The sequence below is a fragment of the Paenibacillus sp. VCA1 genome (assembly GCF_031583795.1).
Taxonomy (GTDB): Bacteria; Bacillota; Bacilli; order Paenibacillales; family Paenibacillaceae; genus Paenibacillus_AQ; species Paenibacillus_AQ albilobatus.
Genome location: NZ_JAVLSX010000001.1, coordinates 99,357 through 122,551 on the forward strand (window position 1 = coordinate 99,357; position 23,195 = coordinate 122,551).

The window sequence follows — 23,195 nt, forward strand, 5'->3', positions numbered from 1 at the left end:
GTTAGTATTCGCTGGAAACGGGAGGATGATGCGTCATGGCCGGATTTGCATGCAGGAACAGGGCCGGAAGGAAATAACTCCTCAATCGGCCCTTTTCGTGGATTATTCATCCTGGTACATGGTACCTGTTCAGCGCTCAATCTGTATGGGCGAAGACTTAATGTTGAAAATATCGGCTAAAACTTTTTCGAAATCTCCAGGCTTTATCACTTCTTTCGCTTTCCGGTTTTCCATCACCATCGTCAAAGAGTGATCATTAAGCGTGATGCGCCCTTCTTCGGTCAGGATCATCGCGACCGGCATCTTGTTGAATTTGGACTGTTCGCCGCATTGGGTCATCATAAATACATCGTAAAAATCTTTCAACCGCTTCGTTTCGGCCGGATCGAATTTATATAAGGTATCCCAGACCGATCCTTCACGTCTCTCAAGGACAAGCTTACCCTCCTGGCCACCCCAAGGACGAATCCGGTAGGAGCCGCCGTCCGCATCATGCACCTCTTCGCCGGTTATCGGAACCGGCTGCCTTGGAGTTCTCCCGCCGAAACCGACGTCGACCAAATAATCGGAGCCGTCGACCCGTACCATGTTGATGGCATGGGAGCCTGTCACAAACCATCCATCCTCTGTTTTGACGGTAGCCGCTGTCAGCGATACGGAAAAACCAAGCTCGCGCAGCAGCTCGTGAAACAAGCCGTTTAATTCGTAACAGACGCCGCCTCTTTCGCGCGCGACGATTTTGTCGTACTGATCTTCGGCGTTTAGGGAAAGGGGGATGCCGCCTACGATATCCAAATTTTCAAACGGGATGCGGGTGACATGACCGTTCTGGAGAAGCCGGAGAAAATCCAGCGACGCCTGTCTCTGTTCCTTTACGTCTAATCGTTTCAAATATCCATTAACATTCATGGATCACTGCCTCCTTCTTTCTCTGGCCTGCCCGTCATGATGAATCAACAGGACTCGGTGAAATCTTATATCTCCAAGGTATGTTAAAACGAAGCGACCAACAATGCCGTTTTGAAGCAACTGTATCGATACAGTTTGAAGGTCAGGTATAATATGAAAAAGAATACCGCCATTTGAAAATGGAAGGGAGAACCGTACATGAAAAAATATGCTGCCATTTTGTCGGACATGGAACAGAAAATCCAGCAGGGAAAGTTTGCTCCAGGCCAAAAGCTTCCTTCCGTTCGCGATGCAGCCGCGCATTACCGGTGCAGCGTCAGTACGGTCACCCGCGCTTATGCTGAACTCGAAAGACGGCATGCCATTTATGCGATTCCCCAAAGCGGTTATTATGTCGTAGACAAACCGATGGAAGAAGGGGACGGACAGGAGAATGGGGTCATTGATTTTGCATCGGCATTGCCGGATATCAATCTGTTTCCGTATCTCGATTTTCAGCACTGCCTGAACAAGGCGATCGACACCTACAAACATCACCTCTTTACCTACGGCAGCAATCAGGGAATGGAGAGTTTGCGCCATACGCTCGTCTCCCATTTGGCCGGTGACCAGGTGTTTGCCAAAAGCGAACAGATTTTCATCACATCGGGCGCGCAGCAGGTGCTTGAAATGCTGGCAAAAATGCCGTTTCCGAACGGAAATGAGGTTATTCTGGTCGAACAGCCCAGCTATGACATCTATTTGCGTTTTTTAGAAACGGAAAACCTGCCGGTCAAAGGAATTGTTCGCACCTCGGACGGCATTGACCTTGCGGAGCTGGAGGAAACGTTTCGAAGCGGCGGGATCAAATTTTTTTATACGATGACGCGTTACCATAATCCGCTGGGTACCTCGTATACGGTTCAGGAGCGTAAAGCGATTGCCAGGCTGGCGGACAAATATGGCGTGTACGTCGTTGAGGACGACTATATGGCGGATCTGGGGAATGAGCGCGGTTTTGATCCGATTTTTGCATATAGCAGGAAAGAACATGTCATTTACGTAAAAAGCTTTTCGAAAATCATTTTCCCCGGCCTGCGTTTGGGGGCTGCAGTTATGCCCGGGCATCTTGTAGAGACGTTTCGCCATTACAAAAGGTACCCGGACACTTCGCTCCTCTCCCAGGCCGCGCTTGAGATCTATATCAAAAACGGCATGTATGAGCGCCATAAGCATGCCATTTGCAATCAATACGCGGCCCGCATCCGGGCAGCAAACGAAGCCATTCAAAGGCATAATAAGGATGGGGTGATTGAGGCTGCGCACGTCGCCTCGGGCATCTACATCCAGCTGAAGGTGCCGCATACGGTAAACTTGGAGCGCCTAGTGGCACGGCTTGAAGATCGGGGCATTAAAGTCATATCCGGAAAAAAACATTATCTATCGCATTTCCGGACGCGGGAAAAATTTATTCGGATCAGCATTTCCCGGACCCGGCTGGAGCAAATCGATGAGGGTATACGAGGAATTGCCGAGGAGATAAAGCGAAATGACAGTTGGTAGCGTTCTATATTACCCGGTTATCCTTAATAGGAGGTTCGCATGGGATACTTGCTGAAGTTGAACGGGATGAGCCTGCTATATGCGTTTGTTCTTTTCGTTCATATTGAACTCATGATGAATGTATACCGAATCGAACGGCTCACCGGATGGACGGATGCCGGCAAGCTGATCGATGCGGCGCAAGTGCTGATTTTCATCTGTTTCACGGTTCTTCTATTCATCATTAACAGACGGTGGATAGGGAAGCAAAAATGGCGGTATGTCACGACAATCCTCTGGTTTCCTTATTTATATGCACTCATCCGCAGCTTTGCGGCGCTGTACCCGATCACGAACCCTCAGGAGGTACCTCTGCCCGCCGTCGGATTGATCGCGCTTGGCGAAATGGTGGTTTTTCCGCTTTATGTCGCGGCGATTCAATTTTTTTCGAGGGATTTTGCGGCTGCATTCAACACAAAAGGTTAATCTCAAGTCGTTAAAGCGACCTAAAATTAACCTTTGTGAACGGCCGATATGAAGTTTCCTATGCTGTCCGGATCAAGTGCGATTAGTATAGACGTTCTTCGCCGGTAACCGGATTTTTAAATGCGGAACGGAATTCGCTGCCGGGTTCTTCGGCAAATTCCGTATCTTCGGCTTCAGGGCCCTTGCTGCGGTTTATTTTCGTGGTCCGATCCAGCCCTTCGGCTTGTTCTGCTCTGTTTTGTTCCTTATTCATTCGGCTAAGTTACCTCCTGTGTTAAAGATCCCTTCCGCCTTAGGATGCAATTTCCAACGTACCTCTATGCATTGGGAGAACCAAATGAAATGTGGAGCGTGTGGAGCCAACATGGTTGGATGCCGGAGCCTGGCTTAAAATTTGATTTTAAGGCTGTCGCCTTCGACGTACACGCCTTCCGAACGATTGATCGGCAGCTTCTGTTCGGCGCTGAAGCCGATCGTTTCCCCGTCTCTTAACGTGACGTTTTGTTCCACGATATAACTGGAGATGTCGATCAGGAAATCGCGCAGCTCGGATGGGGAGACCTGACTGTCCAACACTTCGATTTCGTCCTTGCCGAAGGACTTCAATCCCAAGGTATAGCCGTTGATGCCATTCTCCGAACGGACAAGGCCGAAATGAACCAGGTTCAGCAGCGGGAAAAAGTCTTCATCCGTTTTCATCAGTTCCGCGAATTCCACGAAAATTTCAGGCTGGAAGACGGTGCCGGAGGAATATAAACCGACTGCGTTCGGGAGCTTCAAGCAGCTGGCTGCGAGCTTTGCGTATAATTTGCCGCTGTCCAGCGGGGAGCCGGACCGGGTAAATACGGCCAAGATGATTTGAGCCACATGGGTTTTCGTTTTTTCCACCGCGTCTTTCCAAAGGTAGTTCCATTGAGCGTTCCGTTCGGCTTCTTCATCCGGGACGGGAGCATCGACGAAGCTTAACGCCACGGTGAAGCCTTCCGTTTCGAACACGAGAGTGCCCTCTTTTTCTTCCTTGGAATTTTCTTCGCCTTCTTGCGAGCAGGAGATATTCCAATCCTCCAATAGATTCTTTTTGATTTGTTCCATGTCGCATTCCGGCGAATCCAGCAGCACGAATCCGTTGAACAGACCCCCATTGTCATTTTGAGGTGCTTCCTGGGATTCTTCGTTTTGCTCCGCCTCGAGCGCCGCTGCCTGCTTCATCCAGAACTCGCGGATCATTTCTACCATGGCTATGGCCTCCTGCTGAGCCGTGGCAGGATCATAAGGCTGCATTTCGCTGAAAACATGGCCGCAATGTTCGGTATCCAAGTCATGTTCGTAGCCACCGCACACGCCGAGGAGCCATTTTCCGAGCAGGGTCTTTTTATACTTAAATATGTAGTAGTGCATACCGTGCAAATCAAATTCTCCCGCAAGTTCGATTTTGCTAGGCTCCCGTCCAAGTTCGCGTTCATCCGCCAGCCAGTCGATCATGGACTGCATGGCTGCTTGCCGTTGGGTCGTCATTATTTCCGCTCCTTTATCGAAATATAGTCTTTAAAGGTACATTCTACCAACCGCAGGAGCTTAATTCAAATTCATAGATTGCGGCGTGAAAGCTTGATCAAGCGCTTGTTTTCTCTAACATATTGTGATGTATGTCATAGGAAGCGGGAAATTAGATTTTGAATAATAAGGAGAGCTGCTTAGCAAAAGAAGCAAATTGAAGTAGTGCAGAGGAGGGGAGTCAATGTCAGTCGGCTGTGAGCAGGATTATATGATCGAGCGCGTAAGGGAGGCTTTTGCGTGCAGGGTGTTGTGGTGCGAAGGGCGCCCATGTTTGGAGTACGGCAGCAGAGAGGAGCTGGACCGCATATCCGCTTACGTCAAAACCGAGTTCGGTAAAGAACTGCTCGACGTGTTTTTTACTGCCGTTGAAAGCCTTCCTCCGGAATCTTGAACTTAACGACTGGGTAAGTCCTGTGATCTTTAGGCAGCCTAGGGTGCTCATCTGCAAATCAAAAAGCCCCATCAGGGCTTGAACCCCATTGCGGCCATCATCAAATCATGGAACGTGAGGGATCAGGGGCGGGTTTCAGAGGCTAATGCTTCATTCGTAATCAATTCGATATCGATTGGAGATTGGGATCCCTCGCGAACCAAATCAGGCAAAATTTCACGGAGAAAATAATCGACGCAATGCAGCTTGATTTGTTTGATTTTGATGAGGGCGCTGCGGTACATCGTAATAAATTCCTTTTCGGTATTTCCCCGCTGAAGCTCGGCAAAGGCTTCATAGATCTGGTCCATTTTATCCGCAACCTCAAGAATGAGCCCTTCCACGGAATCGTCTTTGCCTTCGCGCAGCTGTCTGCGAAAGATGGGCTGAAACTCGGCGGGAATATGCTCGTCAATGAAATGGGCGACCATTCCTTCTTCGACCTGCTGCAGCATGGCGCGCAATTCGAGCGAGTGGTGCTTCACGGGCGTTTTGATATCCCCGATAAAAATTTCACCGTAATCATGGCTGCTTGTAATTTCGTATAACTTCTTCCAGTCCACCGTTACCCCGTTGCTTTCTTCAATGTCCGCCAATGTTTTGGCGTATTGGACGACCTTCCAGGAATGCGCGGAGACGCTGTGTTCCTGAAATTTGAATCTGCCCGGACACCGAATGATCCGCTCCAGATCGGTCAGCGATTGGAAATACGCATGAATACCCATGTTTTTTGCATTCCTTTCTTTGAATATGGTTTATATGTTGCTGTACGTACAGTATACATTCCGTTTGTAAAAGGATCGTTAACTCATGCCAGAACTTATTGGAAATAGGGTGTGCGCTTGAGCGACAAAAGAAGCTCCCGATCGAAGATCAGGAGCCCCAAGTGTTATGCAATCGGCTGTTTAATGATTTCGATCAAACTTGTGAAGCTGTCGGCAGCATGCCCTTTTTCCATGCCGCGACGGAAGAGATTCAGGACGGCGGCCGGCAAGGAAGGATCGAGCCCCGCGTCTTCGAATGTTTGCACGACGTGTTCGACGCTTGCGGCCCCCATGGCCAGCCGGTCCACGTCCCCGGGATGTTCTCCGGCGTTCAGCCGCGGCGTGTAAAATTCAATGAAGCCGGGCAAAGACGATATATTTTCTTGGGCGTAATTCAGGTACTGCTCCGCCGTAATTCCGTTTGCGCTGGCAAGGGCAAGCGCCTGCAGGTAGCTGAGCATCGACGTCCAAAAGATGACCATCTGCATTTGGTAATACAGCATGGCAAGTCCGGGGTCTTCGCCGCGGTAATCGGTGCTTGTCAGCACGTTTAACGTTTCTCTATGAGCCTCGAAAACGCTTATTGGGCCGCTGTAGAAGGTAGATGACCCCGGGTTGCCGATTCCGGAAGGCGGAACCTGCACGCCACCGGCGAGAAGCACGGCCCCATAACCCGCCAGCCATGCTGCCGCTTGTCTCGCTTTTGCCGGGGTGTCCGAGCTTAAGTTTACGATGACTTTGCCGTTTAAGCTCCCTTGCGCCGACTCCAGGATGGCATACATGGCGTCATAATCGGTCAGGCTGAGGATGACCAGCGGGTTCGCGGCCAACGCCTCCTCGGGCGTAGTTGCCTTGAACGCGCCTTGTGCCGCCAATTCGTCGGCTTTGCTTAAGGTTCGGTTCCATACGGTCACCTCGTAGCCTTGCTTAAGGAACGCGCCCGCCATCGCTTGACCCATCGGCCCCAGACCGATGACGGTTACCCCTTTGTGATGTCTAGCTTCCAACGTCAAAACCCCTTTCGAAATGAATTCACATCCATCGTAAAGGATGACGCTAGTGGTAAAGTCAACGCCCAAAATAGCAAAAGGACGTCTTCGGAGCGTGTTCACTGATCCTTGGACGTCCTGAATAGGTTATTTTTTTCGGCGCACCGTATTTGCGATCTGTTTTTCCAAAAGCCCCTTCAATTGCTGCAGAGCTTCGATTTGACCGTTTACGTTGCTGAGCTTCACGTGATAGGTCGCCAACATTTCCTCGCAATATTCATATTCGTCGGGGTCGGCTACCTCCGTCTTAAACAATGTCCCGATTTCTTCGGTCGTGAGTCCTAAACGCAAATATAGCCGAATGGCTTTGACCCGTTCTACGGCCGATTCGCTGAAATCCCTGTAGTCGTTTTCCAACCTGTCGGCCTTTAGCAGGCCTTTATTTTCATAATGCCGAATCGACCGGATGCTGACTTGGCTCAAGCTGGCAAGTTCGCTGATTTTCAAGGCGGGCGACCTCCTTATGGGGAAGACGATATCATTTCTCGATAATAAGAGGTTATCTGAAAATCGCCAAAAATGAAAGCATTGCGCATCGGAGTCCGAAAATATATTTCGGCGTCTTTTCAAATAGCAGGGGGCCAAAAGTACGGCACAACTTTGGTAGGAACCGCTGCGGCAGCCTGTGCGGCAAAACGCTAGGCGAAAAGAATCGTTTTTCCGGGACATTCCGCGAAATGGGTTGTGCGCCGGGTGATGTTTATATACGATCAGGCCAAGTCTTTTTTCGTTAAAACGACTGAGCATAAGAACATACGGAAAACGGAGGGAAAACATGAAATTGTCAAAGGCCATGATGGCAGCGGTGATGTTGGGAGGCATTTGTTTGTTGGGCACCGGTTTTTCGAACCAGGAATCGGACAAAGCTGTGACGCTGGGGCAATCCGAGCAGAACGGCAGCGAAATCCGTATACCGCACAATGAGCATCTGCTTCTGTCGACCGACCAGAAATGGATCAAGAAGGAGGGGCATCTGTCCGACCTGATCCGGTTGCAATGGACGGCGGATCGAGCCAAGCCCGCGATCGTATGGGCCGATGAGAAAGGCATGGACAAGACTGCGATCATCTCCCACGACAAAGCGAACAATCCGGAGCAGCATGATCATAAGCATATGTCGTTCGAGACGACAATGTCGCCTACGGGACAATATGCGAATCAGCTGTTCACCCGGTTGGAAATCCCCTACGACACCGACGTCAGCGAAATCCGCACCCATTCGTCCAACTTCAATGTGATGAACGGCATTTTGAGGGTGGCAGGGGAAACCGGGTCGAACCGTGACCTTCAGTTCAGCGTAGCCGGCCAAGATAATGAAACGACGCCACGATGGGCCGTCCGCGCGGACAGCTCGAAAGAAGCGGGAGATAATACGGGAGCCAATTTGCAGTTCGTCCGTTATGACGACAAAGGCAACGCGGTTGATCCCGCACTCACCATGCAGCGCAGCGACGGAAATATCGGGATCGGCACGGACGAGCCCGACACCAAACTTGACGTGAACGGGGACAAGCTCCGCATCCGCGAAAAGCATACGCCTGCTTCTTCCAAAGAACCTTGCAGTCAGGGGCAAATGGCTTGGGACGATCAATACGTTTATGTTTGCGTTGCCAAAGACAGCTGGAAAAGGACGGAGCTTTCGTCGTGGTAAGTCGGAGGGATGGGCTTGCTCGCCTCTTTCTTTATCCTAAACGGGGCGGAAGGGACCGTCGTCAAAAATAAAGAGCGCTCGAAAGCGTATTGTATTGAAATGCAGGCGGGCGGTATGATTTCTGAAAAGTGACTCCGAACGGCCGCATGCAGCCCGGGGATCAGATGACGAAGTACCTCCGCCGACTCGGGATCTTTCCTTGAACGCTGCATTACGCTTCGGAAGAAACGCAGGATTTTCGGAACGGGGGATGGCTCGTATGTAACCAGCGCCGAGTATCCTGGGCTTTACTCTATCTTTCCTGGGAAAAACTTAAGATCATCCGGTGTTTGGAGGGAAAATGGCTCGAGAACTTCCTTTCCGCAGGTTATAAAATTCACCCCGGCAAATGGGTAGCGGTTTTCAACTATTTTATAATGAACATTTTCTTGAGGAAGATAAGCTCCCGTCCTAAGGGCTTGGGTCGCTTCATAAAGATTGCCTCCATGATCGAACAGCGCTTTTTTTAGCATGCGAATGTTAATGATTCGGTTGGAATCGTCGTTGATTTTTCCGCTTCCAATCGAAATCTTTGTTAAAACAAAATAATCGATATGATCGACGGGATCGATTTCTTCAAAGGTCTTCTTCATGAAAGATTCAAGATTTGCTGTAATTCCCGCTTTATAATTAGGTATTTGGACGTGAAGCCCTTTGTATAGGTCTTCGTCACGAGATACAATTTCCTGAGCTGTAACAGGTTCTGTTATCCACTTCATTTCTAGAGCAACCATTGTTTTTGAGATCGGATCGTAAATTGCATAATCAACATCCGGCAGATCTCCGGGAAGTTGAGTTGGGCCGCCTCCTTTCAGTGCAGGAAACAGCTTTAATATTGATTCTAATTCATGCACGAAATAGGCCTCTTTTGACACGGTATCTTTATCTACCGTCCCGGCGTATATTCGGTTGAGTGTCGCATTTATATTTCTTCCAGCTAGATTATGGCTAATGAATGTCGGACTTACGAATCGTGCTCCATCAGTCAATTGAATAAGGGGTTCCGTCATTAAACTTCCATACTTCTGTTTGCCTTTCATGGTGCCGAAAGTAAGATCATCAAGTATTGACTCCACAACGTGCCGGTCTACGCCATCGAACTCGTCAACATCAATAAAGTATAGAAGATTTGGCAGCATATGCTCCGGCAAAACACCGATCTTGTCCAAGATCGGCAGACAATCCTTACGAGCGGCATGTGATGCCATATAGGCTTTATACAAAAGCTTGCTCCATACGTGCTTGATATCCTTCACTTTATATCCGGCCAAATCCATTTCATCCGGCAGATGAAATAACAAGTCTGTTTGGCTATCCGCAATAGCTGAATAGTAGGCATCTTTCAAGCGCCAGTTCGTTAGTTTAGGATACTTTTTATGTAGTGCTTGTTTAATGGCTGACATTCTATCTTGATACAACCTCGAGTTTTCTTCGATCAGTATCTCATTCATAATTTCATAACGTTGGACTTTATCGTCAACGGGGCGAAAAGCAATCGTAATCTGATCTGGCGAGTCTTCTTCGATAGAGGGGGATAATATTCCGGGGCGAATCCCTTTATAATTCACCTCCACATATTGGTATAGGCTAGAAGTACCCAGCAGTTCAATACATTGATCTATTGCCGGCTGCCCTACTCCATTCTCACCTTCCGTTTCAGGGCAGATGTTATTGATATGCTGAATAGCTGTGGCCAAGGCACCCTTTAAACTTTCTGATTTTTTTTCTGCTTCGGATAACGCCTCCGGGTGATCTTGACTTCGTACCACTTGCAATTGGAGTGCCATTTCCAAAGATTCATATAGGGAAGCAACTAACTGCAGCGCTTTATCTCTGTTGATTTTATAAATCGGCAAATTGTACATCGCCTCATCAAGTTGGCTTTCAATCTCGCGTAAACGTTTCTCTGCTTTGGACACGCACGAGTTCCCCCTGTCTTTCAAAATTTTGCTACTTAAACTTCTTCTCTCTTACTCGCTTTCCCGTACCGCTCCAGCGCCTTCGTCGAAGCTTCCGCCATCCGCCTTTTAACGTAACCCCTTCAGGAACGGGAAATCGATCCGCGGCTTTAAAGGATGTTGATGTTCAATAATCGGGTTTTGGACGCCATCCCGGCGCTTTCCAAGGTTTGTTTGGAAGGCGCATTATCATACGAGCACCCGCAGACCGGGACCAGGTTGTGGTCATAACACCATGCCTTCAAGTGATGGATGATCGTTCTGCCGATTCCTTGGTTTCGGTGCGACGGGTTCGTAAACATTCCTAGACTCCCATACCCGTCAAGCAGTTTGTTGCGTTCCACAATGCCGATTCCAAGCAAAACCCCCCCTTGGGTAAACGTGAACAGCTCCCCGTTTTCAATGCGCTCCTCCACTTTACCAATGAAGTCCTGGCACATTGTTGCGATGTTAGCAGCATCCCGGCCAACGGCAGCTTTAAATTCCCCGTGGGGATATAATTTGTCGGCCGGGATGTTCGTTTTGGCGTCCTGGAAAAAATAAGCCTGTTTTTCGATCTTGACCTCAAGGTCCAGGGCCAAACTTAAAAACAGCTCGTCGCATGTGGGAACCAGCATGGATTGCACGTGATGATGGCGTATAACGTTGTTGAAAATCTCTTGGGATTCGGCAATGTACGGAGGGTCCAAATAAAACTGCGTCAGGCAGTGGTCGCTATTCACGGCGTAATATCCTGCGGGCGCGGCAAGATGGCTGATTTCATAAAAATCGGAATCCAGGATTCGTTGTTCCAAAAAGGAATCGATCGGAGAGCTTAGCGCCCCGACGTATTTTTGGATGGAATGGGCGATGTCGCGTCGATTGCATGCTTTAGAAACACAACTCATGGATATGCACCTCAAATGTTTTATTTGATCGCCAACGCTAGAAGGTGGATCTTACATGAAAAGTTCTCCGCATGTCCGCCAAACACCTCTTTTGTTCCCTCCTGGCTGGAGCGATGAAAACAGGCTCGGCATGAACCCCTGAACGAAGCGTTCGGGGGTTTGCTGCAATTAATGAACATGCCGCTGCTTCCATCGTGCATGCCATTCCAGGATTTTTGGGGGAATGGCGAGCTCCAGCTCCTGCACCCTTTTCGCAAGGAGCCAATATTGTTCTTCCACGCCGGCCTGGTCGCCGGAGGCATCGTATAGTTTCATCAGGGTCAGATAGGTTTCCTCGCGGTCGGGCAGCTTTCTTTGGATGCGAAGATTGACATGAATCGCCGCTTTCGCATTGTCGTGATCGATATAAAACTCGGCCAGATGTTGGGCGTGCTGCAGCCATAAGAGCCGGATCCTTTCCCGTTCGTATTCGGCCCACAGGTATTCATACTCTCCAAAGTAGTTCCCTTCGAACAGCTCCATGACCTGCTCGTGTTCATCCACGTTCGTGACGTCTACGGCATCCAATTGCTTGAGCCGCTGCTCCCATTCCTCGGTATCCACTCGGGCTCCCCCGATGGTCAGGCGATATCCGGATTCGAGTTCTCCTTTGATGATGCGGATCATCGTCAGACCTGCCTTGGACAGGGTTTGGCGGATGTGATAGATGGTCGTGTACAGCTGCTGCGTCGCCCGGGGCACATCAAAATCGGGCCACAGGAGCTCGGTCAGCGTGCCGCGATCGACCGTTCGCTCGCGGTGGTGAAGCAAATAAGCGAACAACTCCTGAGCTTTGCTTGTGCGCCATCTCAATGCCTGCGGCTCCCTGCCGGGCATTTTGAACCGAAGCTGGTTGAAGCACAGGAAAAGCGGCGGTTTGTTTTTTTCGGAAATTTCAGGGTCTTGCTGCAGCCTTTCCCGCAGGCGCTGAACCGTTTGGCGCAAACGGTCCATTCGCACCGGTTTCATAATGTAGTCCAGCGCATAAAGCTCAAAAGCGCGTACGGCATACTGGTCGTAACCCGTCACAAAAACGATTTCAGCGCCGGGAACGGCCGCCTGCAATTGTTCGCCGAGCTCGAGGCCGTTCATCTCCGGCATATGGATGTCGAGAAACACGACGTCCGGCCGCTCTTTTACCGCTGTTTCGACCACATCATACGGGTTGGAACATAAACCTACGATGTTCACGCCGCCAATATCGTATTCGAGCTTCTTTTTAAGATATTCCAGAGCTAACGGCTCGTCGTCGACTAGTAAAGCCCTCATCCTGATTCCACCTTTATTCGTATTGCCTTCCTTCCGGATTGAAGGAAAAAGAAAAAAAACTCCGTCAAGCAGCATGGCATGCTGAATAAGACGGAGATTTCCGTCGCATTCGGCAGCTGGCTGGCATGGACATTTGCTTCAATGGCAAATCCTTTAGCCCCTATAGCTTTGCGTCCCCGTTTTTCAAGCGGGTTTGCCATGATCGTGCGAGCATATATTTGAGGAAGAAGTGAGCAACAAGAGACAGTATATAGGAAGCATCTGAATATTTTCTGAACTTGATCCGATCGTTCGGACTACGACGAAAATCTCCGCCGCCTCTTGCAATAAAGATCAGGTAATACGAGTTGGCATAAGTACATCCTTGCCGCCAGCAGTACTTAAAAAACTTCAAAAGCTCTTGATTTCCGAATGTGATTTTCATATACTCATATACATAGCATTACGATACATCGTAAATCTATGTATTGAGGAGACTGCCATGACAATCAATAAAGAGCTGCTGAAAGGCAGCACGGCTATTTTAGTGCTCACGGTGTTGAACAAGAAAGAGATGTACGGCTATGAGCTGATCAAAGAGATCGAACGAAGTTCGGAAGGGGTATTTTCCATGAAGGAAGGAACGTTATACCCTATCCTGCATACGTTGGAGGCCGAAGGCTGGTTGGATGCCTATTGGAGCACGCATGAGGGGCGCAAGCGCAAGTATTACCGGATTACGGATCAGGGCCGGGGTCAATTAAAAGAAAAAACGCAAGAGTGGGTACAATTCCGGACCGCGGTGGACCGGGTCATAGGGGAGGGAACATAAGTGCGTCAGCTTGAAGAACATGCGGTTATTGCCGCCTTTTTGAACCAAGTATGCAAACACGTTCGCGCCAAGGAACTGCATGCGGATATCCGCGAGGAGCTTTCGTCCCATGTAGCTGACCGAATGGAGATTCTGCTTGGGAAAGGAATGCCGGAAGAAGAAGCTGCCGCGGAGGCGGTCCGCCAGATGGGGGACCCGAATGAGATTGGACGCAACTTGCACCGGGCGCACAAGCCGGCAGTAGAATGGAAGATCCTTGTTATTATAGCGGTTATGGCGCTCATAGGCATCTTCGGAGTATTTACCGTCCAGCAATCGGGAATGTACCCTCAATTCGGCGGTGCGCTTTTCGAGAGAAAAGTACTGTTTACCCTTATGGGCATGGTTTGCCTGATGGCCTTTTATTTTGTCGATTACCGAAAAATACAAAAACACTCCGCAACGCTGTTTTACGGGATGTTACTTCTGATGTTGTTTACTTTATATGAAGGAATCGATCTTAATGGAAGGAAAGTATTTCTTGCGTTCGGTAATTTTGGCGTCAATATGATGGCGATCTCGCTTCCGATTCTTATCTTGGCGCTGGCGGGGATGAAGCAGGCCAAAGAGTGGCGCGGAGTGGAACATCTTTTTCAGCTGATCGGCAGGGGAGTGATTCCCGTCTTATTGTTCTGCCAAGGGTTTTCCTGGTTTTATGGGTGCATCTATCTGGCGTCCTTTTTCGTGCTGACTTGGATGACCAAAAGGAACGGTATCCAGTTTCTATTGCTGGCCCTTCCGCTGTTGTCCTTATACATATTTGCCCTTACCCAAGTCGGGCAATTATATCATCGTCTTCACGCCTACCTATATCCGGTGTGGGAAGACAGCTATCAATTGATACAAACCAAAGCGGCGATTCATTCCGCAGGCTGGTTCGGACATGGTTTTGCCGCGCGGCTTGACACGCTCCCTTATGCGTACGGCGACTCCTTGTTCCCGTATCTGATTTATTGCTTCGGCTGGGGATTCGGCATACTCATCGCGGGACTGGTCGTTTGGTTTATCGCCCGGTTCTGGAAAATGAACGCCCTCATCCAAGATGAATATGCGAAGAGAATCCTGATCGGGTTCACGAGCCTTTTCGCCATCCGGATGTTGTGGCCGATCCTCATGTCCCTTGGCATCGTCCCTATTGTCGGTGAAGTGCTGCCCTTTATGGGATACAGCAATATGATGCAAGTCTTTGATTTTGCAGCCGTTGGGCTGCTGCTGTCGGTCTTCCGGCGGAAAAATATGATCCCGAGGGCGGCCGAAGGAGCGTTGCCAAGGCACTGACACGGGGTGCTTTTGAACATAGACAAGCCCTCCCGACCTCCGTTACCGGAAGCGGGAGGGCTTGTAGTGTGTAATTTGACGGCTACGCAGAGCTGGCGCAATGCCGCCTCCTTGAGCCGTGAGATCGGACTGCTCGCAAATCCTTTATTTCACGTTATCCGTAAGGTTTTTTTTCCAAACCTCCGCGCCATGCTCGTCACGGACGGATGCATGGGATACGGTCGCTTCCTGCACATCCCCAAAGCCCCAGAAGCTTTGGCTTACGTCAGGGAATAGCGGATCAAGGCCTGTGAGCGGTCCGCGATACAATGCTTTGTTGATCAAGGTTACGGCTTCTGCCCGCGTAATCTTTTGGTTCGGCCGGAACGTGCCGTCCGGGTAACCGGAGAGCAAATTGTTCCGGTACAGCGCTTCGATGGACGAAGCGGCCCAGCTGCCGTCAAGATCCGAGAAGTGGCGGTTGACGGCCGTCGCTTGGTCAAGCTTCAGGAAACGCGCCAGCACGGAAGCAAGTTCGCCGCGCGTCACAGGAGCATCCGGCCGGAACGTGTTGTCCGCGTACCCTTTGAAGTAGCCTTGGGATACGGCGATCTGAATGTAGTTTGTCGCCCAGTGTCCTTTTCGGATATCCTTGAACGTTGCCGGGCTGCCTGTCGTTTGATCCGACAGCCGGGCGACGATCGCTGCAAGCTCCGCTCTGCTCAGGGAGCCGGCAGGATGGAATTTGCCGTCCGGATAACCGAGAATGTAGCGTTGATGCTTCAGCTGCCCGAACCGGTCCGAAAACACTTGGACTTGAGCTGAAGCTTTTTTGCTGTTGCCGCCGAACAAGAGCTGGCCGGCAATTTCATATTGCGCCTGCTCGGAGTTGATCGTTCCCCATTTAACTGCAATTTTGAAGCTTCCCTTGCCGCCGGCCGGTAAGCTGGCAAGGTTCCAGGTTACGGTTTTGCCGTCAACCTTTCCGCCGCCCGCGTCGACAAGCTCGGCTCCCTCGGGAATAGTCACCTGAATGACCGCCCCGTTAACGGCAGATGCCGTCGAGTTGTTATAGTCAACGGTAATGGTCGATTGGCCGCCTTCTTTAACCTGTTTTTGGTCAACGGACAAGTTCAGGGATACTTCGCCCTGCGAAGGGCTTGGGTTTCGCGTGCTTGTACCAGAACCCGAACCTGAACCTGAACCCGATCCGGAGCTTGTTCCGGTTGAAGGCAGCGGCTGCATGGCAAAATCGAAAGCGACGATGCTTTGGCCTACGTAAATAATGCCGTCTTGAATGTAGCTGTCCGATCCGTTCGCAGGCACGTTAGGTTTGGCCTGTCTGGAATCGTACGTGTAGTAGCCCGGTTTTTTTGCAATGATGTAATAATCGCCTTCCGGATATACCATCCAGGCATATTGGCCTGCGCTGTCGGTAGACTGCGGGTTGGCGTTTTGGTTCGGGGTTAATCCCGCCAATGCCGGAAAGGATACAGGCGTATTCGGCACCCGCCCCTTACGTTGATTGGCAGGCGTATCCGCCCAGTACAACTGTACCTCCGCGCCGCCCAGCACTTTGCCTGTCGAGGCATCGGTAACGACGCCGTACGGGTCGATCAGGGAGTACACGATGCCTGTTTGTCCTTCTTTGGTCATATCCACGTTCACAATGGCGGAAGGACCGGCGAGTATGGTGCCGTCCGCAAGCTTCAGCTGATAGGACACTTCGTATTTGCCCGGCGCCACATGGTTCAGAGAGAACGCTCCGTCTTCGTTGATGCGAACCTTTTGCTCGTTGCCGCTGCCGTCCAAGCTTTTCATGATCGCGTAGCCTTCGCCGTCTCCGAGAAGAGCGCCAAGGGTCGTAGCCGAAGAGGCGTTGGCTGCCTGAGCGACAAACAGCTGTCCGTTCAGCGCGTTGTCCGGTTTAACGATTTGCCCCGGCTGAATCGGGCCCACATTGACCGTTTTTGTCTGAGTCAACGTGACTTGCTGGTTACCAACCTGAACCGGCGTTTTGATCTCCAGCGTATACGCATAATTTCCGCGCGGTACAGCAATTTGGTATGAACCGTTGCTGCCTGTTGTCACTTCCGTCGCAAAATCGATCACACCGTCTTGGTTGAAATCGGCTTTGACGACGATCGTCGCCCCTGCTATCGGTTTGCCGGTTACCTGATCGGTAATGAATCCGTCAATTGCGGCAGGGAAATAATCGATGGCTGCGCTTTTTTGAATATCTTTGCCGTTATCCGAAATTTTCGCAGTGATCGTGTCGTGTTTAGGCGTATTACCGGTTAATGGATCCGGAGTATACTTCCAAACGGCAATGCCTTCGTCGTTCGTTATCACTGTATCGGTTTTTCCGGATTCAAGGGTAATTTCAACCGGCACATTGGCGGCAGGCTTGCCTTCGGAATCCGTCACTTTGGCCGACACGGTCACGGATGTTTTTCCGTCTGCCAGCACATGGTCCGGAGACACGCCGAGATCCAGCGTATAAGCCGGTTTTTCGTTTTGCACATAGACGGTTTCGGTGACGCTTTTACCGTCATAGGTTGCCGTGATGACAGCCGTTCCAGGCGCGACCGCCGTAACGACGCCGTTTGCGTCGACGATTGCAACCTTCTCATCGGAAGAAACGTAGATCGCTTTTCCGGTGACATCTCGAATGCTTTCGTCACTCGATGCAATCGCGGTTACTTTGGGCGTATGTTTATCTCCGGGTTGCAGGGTGACGCTTGCCGGATCGATCAGCAGATCGCGCAGGCCCGAAGCCAGTGTTTGGACTTGTACGGGGGCGGAAGGCCCGGATTCGATTCCGTTGCTGACCGCCTTAACGGTGTAAGACTGCGTCGATCCAGGCTGCAATCCCGTCAATGCGTATTGGTTGTCTTTAATGCCTTTGGCTACAAGTTTGCCGCTGTCGTCATAGATATTGTAGGATTGTGCGCCCGGAACCTCATTCCAGATGAGCTCGGCGCCCGTGGAAGTGACGTTTTCGGCTTTCATGACCGGGGCGTCGATCGTGACGTTGATGACGGCTTGTACGGTTTTGTCCTTATACGTGGCTTCGATGACCGTTGTTCCTGCACCGACGGCCGTGATCTTGCCTTCGTTATCAACGGACGCTATGGAAGAATCCTTGATTTTAAAAGTCGTACCGTCCAAAGTTACGTCGAGCGTACCGCCCGTATATACCGAAGTGACTACCGTCTGCTGCTGGTAATTCGGTTTGGCGGGATTGGTGTTCAGCTCATAATTTTTTTGATTCAAATACAGGCCGATGACGACCGGATTGGACGGAAGGGTTTCGGTATATTGTCCGTTGCTGTTCTGGAAAACGGCGGAAACCGTATAGGTGGATTTGTCGTCCAAATCCGTACCGGTTAGGGTGTAGGTCGGAACATGGATGTTTGAACTGAGCAGGCTGCCGTCTTTATACACGTTGTAATAGGTGGCGCCCGTGACGGTGCTCCATGTTAAGGTCGTAGCCGTATCCGGTGATTTTCCTGCTTCCAGGACAGGAGGTTTCGGAATGGAGGCATAAGCTCCTCCGACCGTGGTGACCTTGATTTCCCCGCCTGGAACAGCGGTGCCGAAGTCCAAAATCGTCCTGCCTTTTCCGGACGCGTCGGTCGACTGGGAAGGCGAGGCCAGAACGCCCTCTTCGGAATAGAATTGCATCGGAGCTCCTTCGACCGGATCGCCGTTGACGTCGAGCGCTGTTCCGATGACCTCATATTTTCCGGGATCGCCTGTTGGGATCAACTGAATTTTGACGTCCGTAGGCGCCTGCTTGTACACATAATCGGTATTTCCTACGTCGACCGGATCGAGCGAGTTGGTGAAATACCAGGAAATGATATCATGGGTTTCCATGGATCCGCCCGTCGCCGACGTGAATCCGGCATATACGCCGGGGTATCCCTTGAAAATGTCATCGAGGTCAATATCATGCGTCTCGAGGACAGGAGTCGAAGGCCGGGTTTCTCCTTGGCTGAGGTAGACCTTGACGACCTTGTTCACGCCGTCGTAGTCGATCCAGGAATACAAATCCTGACCGCCCGAGAGTCTGATGTTGTTCAGCTGGGTTGTATACCATTTAGGGTTGGTGTTGTTCACGCTGCCGTTTACGGCAAGGCCGATGTAGTTGTCGGAAGGATCGTAAGTTGGTTTGCCGCCATTTTGGTAGGTGTCGTATTTGATGGCGAAGCTTGGCTCAATTCCTCCGTAACCGATGCCTTGGCCGACTGCGCCGGCTTTGTTCGATTGGGCTTGAACCGTAAACGTAATGCCGTCTGCCGGTGAAGTTTTGTGATCGTCTCCGTTTAAGCGGAACTTGAAGAACGTGCTGAAGGAATAATGATTGCCGGCCGCAATGAGGTTTTTGTTGAAGGCGGTGCCGAATTGGTTGCTTTTAGCCTCAGTTAGGCGAAGTATTTGCCGGTTTTTCGAGTCTTTTGTAATTTGCGCTTTCCCGTTCAATTCAAATAAACCGACCTGTTTTGCATTGCCGAAATCGTCGAACTTATAGGTGACCCATTTGTCGACGGGGCTGGCGTGAACCGCCGCCGTCATCGGCTGCAGCGTCGCAACCAGCATGCAGATGACGAGAAAAAGCGGCCTTATTTTGACTGCCTGAAACATGGTGTTCTCTTTCCTCCTTATGATTTTTTTTGTGCCTTCGGGTCCGGTCATTGCGGCACAGCATTTTTTCGATCTCTGGCAGGTTATTGGAATTATCATTCTATGAACGCAATGATCCTTTTTCTCGAAGATTTATTGCATAACCCTAAATGTAAATGATGCTTCTGAATGTTTTCTGAATATTTTCGTAATTCCGCTTAAGCAATTGTATCCGAATCCAGCTTGAAGATGTTACGATTTACTATAACGAAAAGGATCCGGAGCAGACGAAAAGGTTGTTCGAATCGCTGCAGCAACCCGGTCAATAAACAACGAGGATGGAGGGTGAAATTCTCATGGACTTTCGGCATATTTCGATTCAAGGCGTGGGGGAGTGGAACGAAGACGCCGTCATTTTTCGTCAAGACTTGCAAATATACGGGGTTGTCGATGGGGCGACGTCGCTCATTCCTTACCGGAGTGCAAACGGCGAAACCGGCGGCAGGCTTGCCTCGCAGCTGATCAAGAAGTATTTTGATCAACTGGGGGTAGAAGATGGCCATGACCTCGAGACTCATGCGAAAAAGGCGAACGCCAAGCTGGGCGAGGAAATGCGGGCATGCGGCATCCGGACGGACCGCAAAAGCGAGCTGTGGACCGCCGCGCTGGCGGCGATCCGTATTCATGAGCATCATATCGAATACGTTCAGGCGGGAGACTGCATGGTGATCGCCACGTACAGGGACGGCTCCGTACGGGTCCTTACGCGGGATCAGGTTGCCCATATCGGAGAGGAATCGCTGGCGATTTGGAAGCAAGGAATCGAGCAGGGCATACATACGAAAGAGGAGCTTTGGGACACGGTCAAATCCAGGCTGCTTCAAAACAAGGAGAAAATGAACACCCCCGAGGGATATTCCGTGATTAACGGTTTACCGGATGCGGATAACTATTTGGAATACGGCAAAATCAACCGGATTGGACTTGCGGGTCTGCTGCTTGCGACGGACGGATTGTTTTATCCGCAGCCGTGGCCGGTACAGGAGGACGAGACCGGAAGCCCGGAAGAAAGGTTGCTGCGGCGTGTCGTTGCGGAAGGCTTGGAGGGTTATGCAAAGTGGCTGCTGGATTTGGAACAAGACGATCCGGAGTGCATCCGTTACCCTCGTTTTAAGCGATCGGACGATAAAACGGGGATTTGGATCAGGTTTTAAAGGTTCTACTCTTCGGCTGCCCCAAAAATCTAAATACCAATTCCCCAATGAATTATTTTCCTTTTTTTGATGAAATGGGGCTATTCCGGATTTTCTCCCATCGATATAATAAAACAAAATAAGATCGGAACCTGCGGAGGAAATCATGGAGCGAAAAACGCGTCAAATGGTGACGGATGATGGTGGACGCTTTGTAGGAAGGGCGGAGGAGCTGTCGCGGTTGTCGTTATGGCTTCAGGATGAAGCGGCGGCGACCCGGATGTTTTCCATAACGGGCATGGGAGGGATCGGGAAATCCTCCTTAATGTCCCGGTTATCCGGGCTCGGCAAGGATGCAGGTTGTGCATGCCTGTGGTTGGATGGCCGCTCGTTTACGCCTACGCCGGCGTCCTTTTTGGAAAATTTGTCGGCCGCCGTCTCGCTGGAACAGCTGGAGCCGGCCGGTTCCAACCCTCTGCAAATATTGTCGAAATCCGGAGTCCTCAGCCGGGTTATGTTGTTTATAGACAACTTCGAGGAACTTTCACTGCTGGAAGGCTGGCTGCTGGAGGCTTTTTTGCCCAAACTGCCTTCGGCGGGCGTGGCGGTTCTGCTCGCGTCGCGGCCGCGCTTGCCTTTGTCATGGATTACCCATCCCGTATGGGGGCCGAGACTGACGGAGTTCCAGCTTTCGCATTTTACGAACGAGGAAATGATCGACTATATCCAATCTTTCGGGACTTTTCCGGATGAAGCGATCGGGAGGCTGGCGAGGATTAGCGATGGCCATCCGCTGGCTTTGGCTTTGTCCGTGGAAGCGGCCATCAAAGATCATGCCTTCGGTCCCGAGAAGCAAATCATATCGCAGTCCATCAGCGCCCGCGTGCTTCGCGAGCTGGCTTCGGAGAAGCTGCAGCCGATGGTGGACGTCCTAACGGTTCTGCCCGAAGCCAACCAGGAAATGCTGTCCCGTTTGACGGGCAGGGAAGTTACTTTGCAGCAGTTCCGCGAGCTCGCGGGGTTATCCTTCATCCGTTCCGGGACAGGGGGACTCGGGCTGCACGACGTGGCGAGAATGCATCTGCTAAGGGATTTTCGCCAACGTGAACCGGAGCGGCTGCGGGAGTTGCAATGCTCCGCGGCGCAGCTGCTGCATCGGAGGCTTCAGCAGGCGGACCGCAAGCAGCGCCGCGGCATCGCGTCGCAAATGCTTCTGCTGAGCAAAGATTTGTTGTCGCCGGATAGGGGGTACGCCGATTTTTCGGGCGATTCGATCCCCCCTCTTGAGCAGCCTGCGGCCGCCGACCTGCCTGATCTCCACAAGATGCTTGAAGAATGGTGCGCCTACAGCATCGATCCGCCGATGCACAGAACCTATCACGAGTTTTTGGACGAGCTGGCCGTCCGTTTTCCCGAGAGCATCGCGATCGTGCGCGACGACCGGGGAAAGCCTGCGGGCATGTTTATCATCATGCTCGTTTATGATGAAACGGGGACGCTTCTCCAACGTTATTTTCCCCACGAATTGTCGGAATGCTTTCCGGAAGAGGAATGGAACTGCGAGCCTGACAAAGCGGATACGTATTACCCTGTGCTGGCCGCTGCCACGAATGCCATACCGGGGTATTCACGGGAAGAGATTATCGGGCTTCTTATGCTCGGCCATTTGTCCCTGCTTGGCGACGGCAGCCGCGCCGTTCTTATAGCCACGAACGATGTTCTGAAACAGCAGCTGCGCGGCATCGGATTCCGCATGCGGCCGACGGCAACCCGGAATTGCGACGTATCCTGGGCGGAGGCGCATATATTGGAGCTTGACTTCCGCGCGGATAATTTCGGGGATTGGGTGCTTTCGTTTTTTAAAGGGAGCGCGGAAAGAGGGCCCCTTTTTGCGGAAGTATTTCACGCATTAAACCCGGAGGATCAAGAAAGGCAATTGCGAAAAATCCTTCTGTCGCTTCATGATCCGGTCGAACTGGAGAATTATATCGGCATGTTTCCCGGCGTGGATAGCGGAGTCGAGCTCCAGCGATGGATGCTCCGGTTCTTGAAAACGCCCGACGAATACGGGTCGACCAAGGAGTACGTCTTCCTTTTGTACGCCGCTTATTGGCAGCATGCCGGCAATCCGGAAGCCGCGGCGTTCGAATGCAGCATGAGCCGGGCCACCTTTTACCGCCATTTGAAAAAAGCCGTTGCCAATTTTGCGCGCGTGCTGGCGGCACAGCTTCGGAACGGAGGTCCGGAGCCGGGGTAAGATGCGCAAAAAGGCAAAACTTGTCGTTTGAAAAAAATGAGACGGATTTGAGACGGGGATGAAAGAAGTCCATGCTACAATGAACGAGTCGATGCTGGTTTTTATGCCCGAATTTCGATACCCGGAAGTTAGACTCGCTTTGAGTGCCAAATCAATGAACGCGAAGGGGGCCTGAAAAAATATTTTTTGAAAGTGCACATCCAAGTAATTGACAACGTAATTTCGTTAGGTATATATTGGTCAATAGTTCTAATATACTAACTTTTGGCAAATCCAAGGACATGGGCGCCGTTCGTTATGTATATCTGCAATGACGACAATTTTATATCTTTGGCACACTAATCGAAAGATTAGGTCGCAAAGCCTTGGAGTCTAACAGTCCACGTGACTTATGATCGTCCGGTTGCATTTCACATTCGTTGATGCAGCCGGGCTTTTTCGTGTTCCGGG

At 50.9% G+C, this 23,195-nt stretch carries 18 protein-coding genes and 2 riboswitches; of the genes, 8 read left to right on the forward strand and 10 right to left on the reverse strand.

Annotated features, from left to right (window positions below; translation table 11 throughout):
* Positions 1-129: 129 nt before the first annotated feature.
* On the reverse strand, positions 130-909 hold the full coding sequence (locus RJP21_RS00480) for an arylamine N-acetyltransferase family protein (RefSeq protein ID WP_310857623.1): 780 nt from the start codon (positions 907-909) through the stop codon (positions 130-132).
* Positions 910-1,107: 198 nt separating this feature from the next.
* On the opposite strand from RJP21_RS00480, the gene RJP21_RS00485 reads away from it, so the two are divergent.
* Entirely contained in the window at positions 1,108-2,451 is a 1,344-nt protein-coding gene (locus tag RJP21_RS00485; protein WP_310857624.1) for an aminotransferase-like domain-containing protein, read from the forward strand.
* A 39-nt stretch (positions 2,452-2,490) separates the two neighbouring features.
* Positions 2,491-2,916, forward strand: coding sequence for a hypothetical protein (locus tag RJP21_RS00490; protein ID WP_310857625.1), 426 nt, complete (start codon positions 2,491-2,493; stop codon positions 2,914-2,916).
* A gap of 82 nt (positions 2,917-2,998) precedes the next feature.
* Here the strand turns inward: RJP21_RS00490 and RJP21_RS00495 are convergent, their stop codons facing one another.
* Positions 2,999-3,169 carry a hypothetical protein gene (locus tag RJP21_RS00495; RefSeq protein WP_310857626.1) on the reverse strand — a complete coding sequence of 57 codons (171 nt, stop codon included), beginning with the start codon at positions 3,167-3,169 and terminating at the stop codon, positions 2,999-3,001.
* A gap of 134 nt (positions 3,170-3,303) precedes the next feature.
* The gene (locus RJP21_RS00500; protein ID WP_310857627.1) at positions 3,304-4,431 is read right to left on the reverse strand and encodes a DUF4261 domain-containing protein; all 1,128 of its coding nucleotides are present in this window, start codon (positions 4,429-4,431) and stop codon (positions 3,304-3,306) included.
* A 223-nt stretch (positions 4,432-4,654) separates the two neighbouring features.
* Between RJP21_RS00500 and RJP21_RS00505 the strand changes: the two genes are divergently transcribed.
* Positions 4,655-4,864, forward strand: coding sequence for a hypothetical protein (locus RJP21_RS00505; RefSeq protein ID WP_310857628.1), 210 nt, complete (start codon positions 4,655-4,657; stop codon positions 4,862-4,864).
* A 122-nt stretch (positions 4,865-4,986) separates the two neighbouring features.
* Here RJP21_RS00505 and RJP21_RS00510 read toward each other — a convergent pair whose 3' ends face one another.
* The 3 genes from RJP21_RS00510 to RJP21_RS00520 all read right to left on the reverse strand — a co-directional run bounded on the left by RJP21_RS00510 (position 4,987) and on the right by RJP21_RS00520 (position 7,163).
* Complete coding sequence (locus RJP21_RS00510) at positions 4,987-5,628, reverse strand: YfbR-like 5'-deoxynucleotidase (RefSeq protein WP_310857629.1); 642 nt, start codon at positions 5,626-5,628, stop codon at positions 4,987-4,989.
* Between the two features lie 164 nt (positions 5,629-5,792).
* A complete protein-coding gene (locus RJP21_RS00515) occupies positions 5,793-6,674 on the reverse strand; it encodes an NAD(P)-dependent oxidoreductase (protein ID WP_310857630.1) in 882 nt (293 codons plus the stop codon).
* Between the two features lie 129 nt (positions 6,675-6,803).
* Entirely contained in the window at positions 6,804-7,163 is a 360-nt protein-coding gene (locus tag RJP21_RS00520; RefSeq protein WP_310857631.1) for a MerR family transcriptional regulator, read from the reverse strand.
* Between the two features lie 328 nt (positions 7,164-7,491).
* Between RJP21_RS00520 and RJP21_RS00525 the strand changes: the two genes are divergently transcribed.
* Positions 7,492-8,367, forward strand: coding sequence for a hypothetical protein (locus RJP21_RS00525; RefSeq protein ID WP_160039619.1), 876 nt, complete (start codon positions 7,492-7,494; stop codon positions 8,365-8,367).
* A 287-nt stretch (positions 8,368-8,654) separates the two neighbouring features.
* On the opposite strand, the gene RJP21_RS00530 is transcribed toward RJP21_RS00525, so the two are convergent.
* From RJP21_RS00530 to RJP21_RS00540, 3 genes are all read right to left on the reverse strand, one after another.
* The gene (locus tag RJP21_RS00530) at positions 8,655-10,325 is read right to left on the reverse strand and encodes a hypothetical protein (RefSeq protein ID WP_310857632.1); all 1,671 of its coding nucleotides are present in this window, start codon (positions 10,323-10,325) and stop codon (positions 8,655-8,657) included.
* Between the two features lie 149 nt (positions 10,326-10,474).
* Complete coding sequence (locus tag RJP21_RS00535; protein WP_310857633.1) at positions 10,475-11,251, reverse strand: GNAT family N-acetyltransferase; 777 nt, start codon at positions 11,249-11,251, stop codon at positions 10,475-10,477.
* A gap of 168 nt (positions 11,252-11,419) precedes the next feature.
* Positions 11,420-12,559: a response regulator gene (locus RJP21_RS00540; RefSeq protein ID WP_310857634.1), complete on the reverse strand. Its 1,140-nt coding sequence runs from the start codon at positions 12,557-12,559 to the stop codon at positions 11,420-11,422.
* A 108-nt stretch (positions 12,560-12,667) separates the two neighbouring features.
* Positions 12,668-12,767, reverse strand: a riboswitch (cyclic di-GMP riboswitch).
* A 273-nt stretch (positions 12,768-13,040) separates the two neighbouring features.
* On the opposite strand from RJP21_RS00540, the gene RJP21_RS00545 reads away from it, so the two are divergent.
* Both RJP21_RS00545 and RJP21_RS00550 read left to right on the forward strand, forming a co-directional pair.
* Entirely contained in the window at positions 13,041-13,370 is a 330-nt protein-coding gene (locus tag RJP21_RS00545; RefSeq protein ID WP_310857635.1) for a PadR family transcriptional regulator, read from the forward strand.
* The gene (locus tag RJP21_RS00550) at positions 13,371-14,687 is read left to right on the forward strand and encodes an FtsW/RodA/SpoVE family cell cycle protein (RefSeq protein WP_310857636.1); all 1,317 of its coding nucleotides are present in this window, start codon (positions 13,371-13,373) and stop codon (positions 14,685-14,687) included. It abuts the gene before it with no gap.
* A 144-nt stretch (positions 14,688-14,831) separates the two neighbouring features.
* Here RJP21_RS00550 and RJP21_RS00555 read toward each other — a convergent pair whose 3' ends face one another.
* Complete coding sequence (locus RJP21_RS00555) at positions 14,832-19,316, reverse strand: S-layer homology domain-containing protein (protein ID WP_310857637.1); 4,485 nt, start codon at positions 19,314-19,316, stop codon at positions 14,832-14,834.
* A gap of 335 nt (positions 19,317-19,651) precedes the next feature.
* Between RJP21_RS00555 and RJP21_RS00560 the strand changes: the two genes are divergently transcribed.
* Together RJP21_RS00560 and RJP21_RS00565 are read left to right on the forward strand one after the other, a co-directional pair.
* Positions 19,652-20,509, forward strand: a complete 858-nt coding sequence (locus RJP21_RS00560) for a protein phosphatase 2C domain-containing protein (RefSeq protein WP_310857638.1) — start codon at positions 19,652-19,654, stop codon at positions 20,507-20,509.
* A 145-nt stretch (positions 20,510-20,654) separates the two neighbouring features.
* Positions 20,655-22,745, forward strand: coding sequence for a hypothetical protein (locus RJP21_RS00565; protein WP_310857639.1), 2,091 nt, complete (start codon positions 20,655-20,657; stop codon positions 22,743-22,745).
* A gap of 322 nt (positions 22,746-23,067) precedes the next feature.
* Positions 23,068-23,156: riboswitch (cyclic di-GMP riboswitch) on the forward strand.
* Positions 23,157-23,195 lie beyond the last annotated feature (39 nt).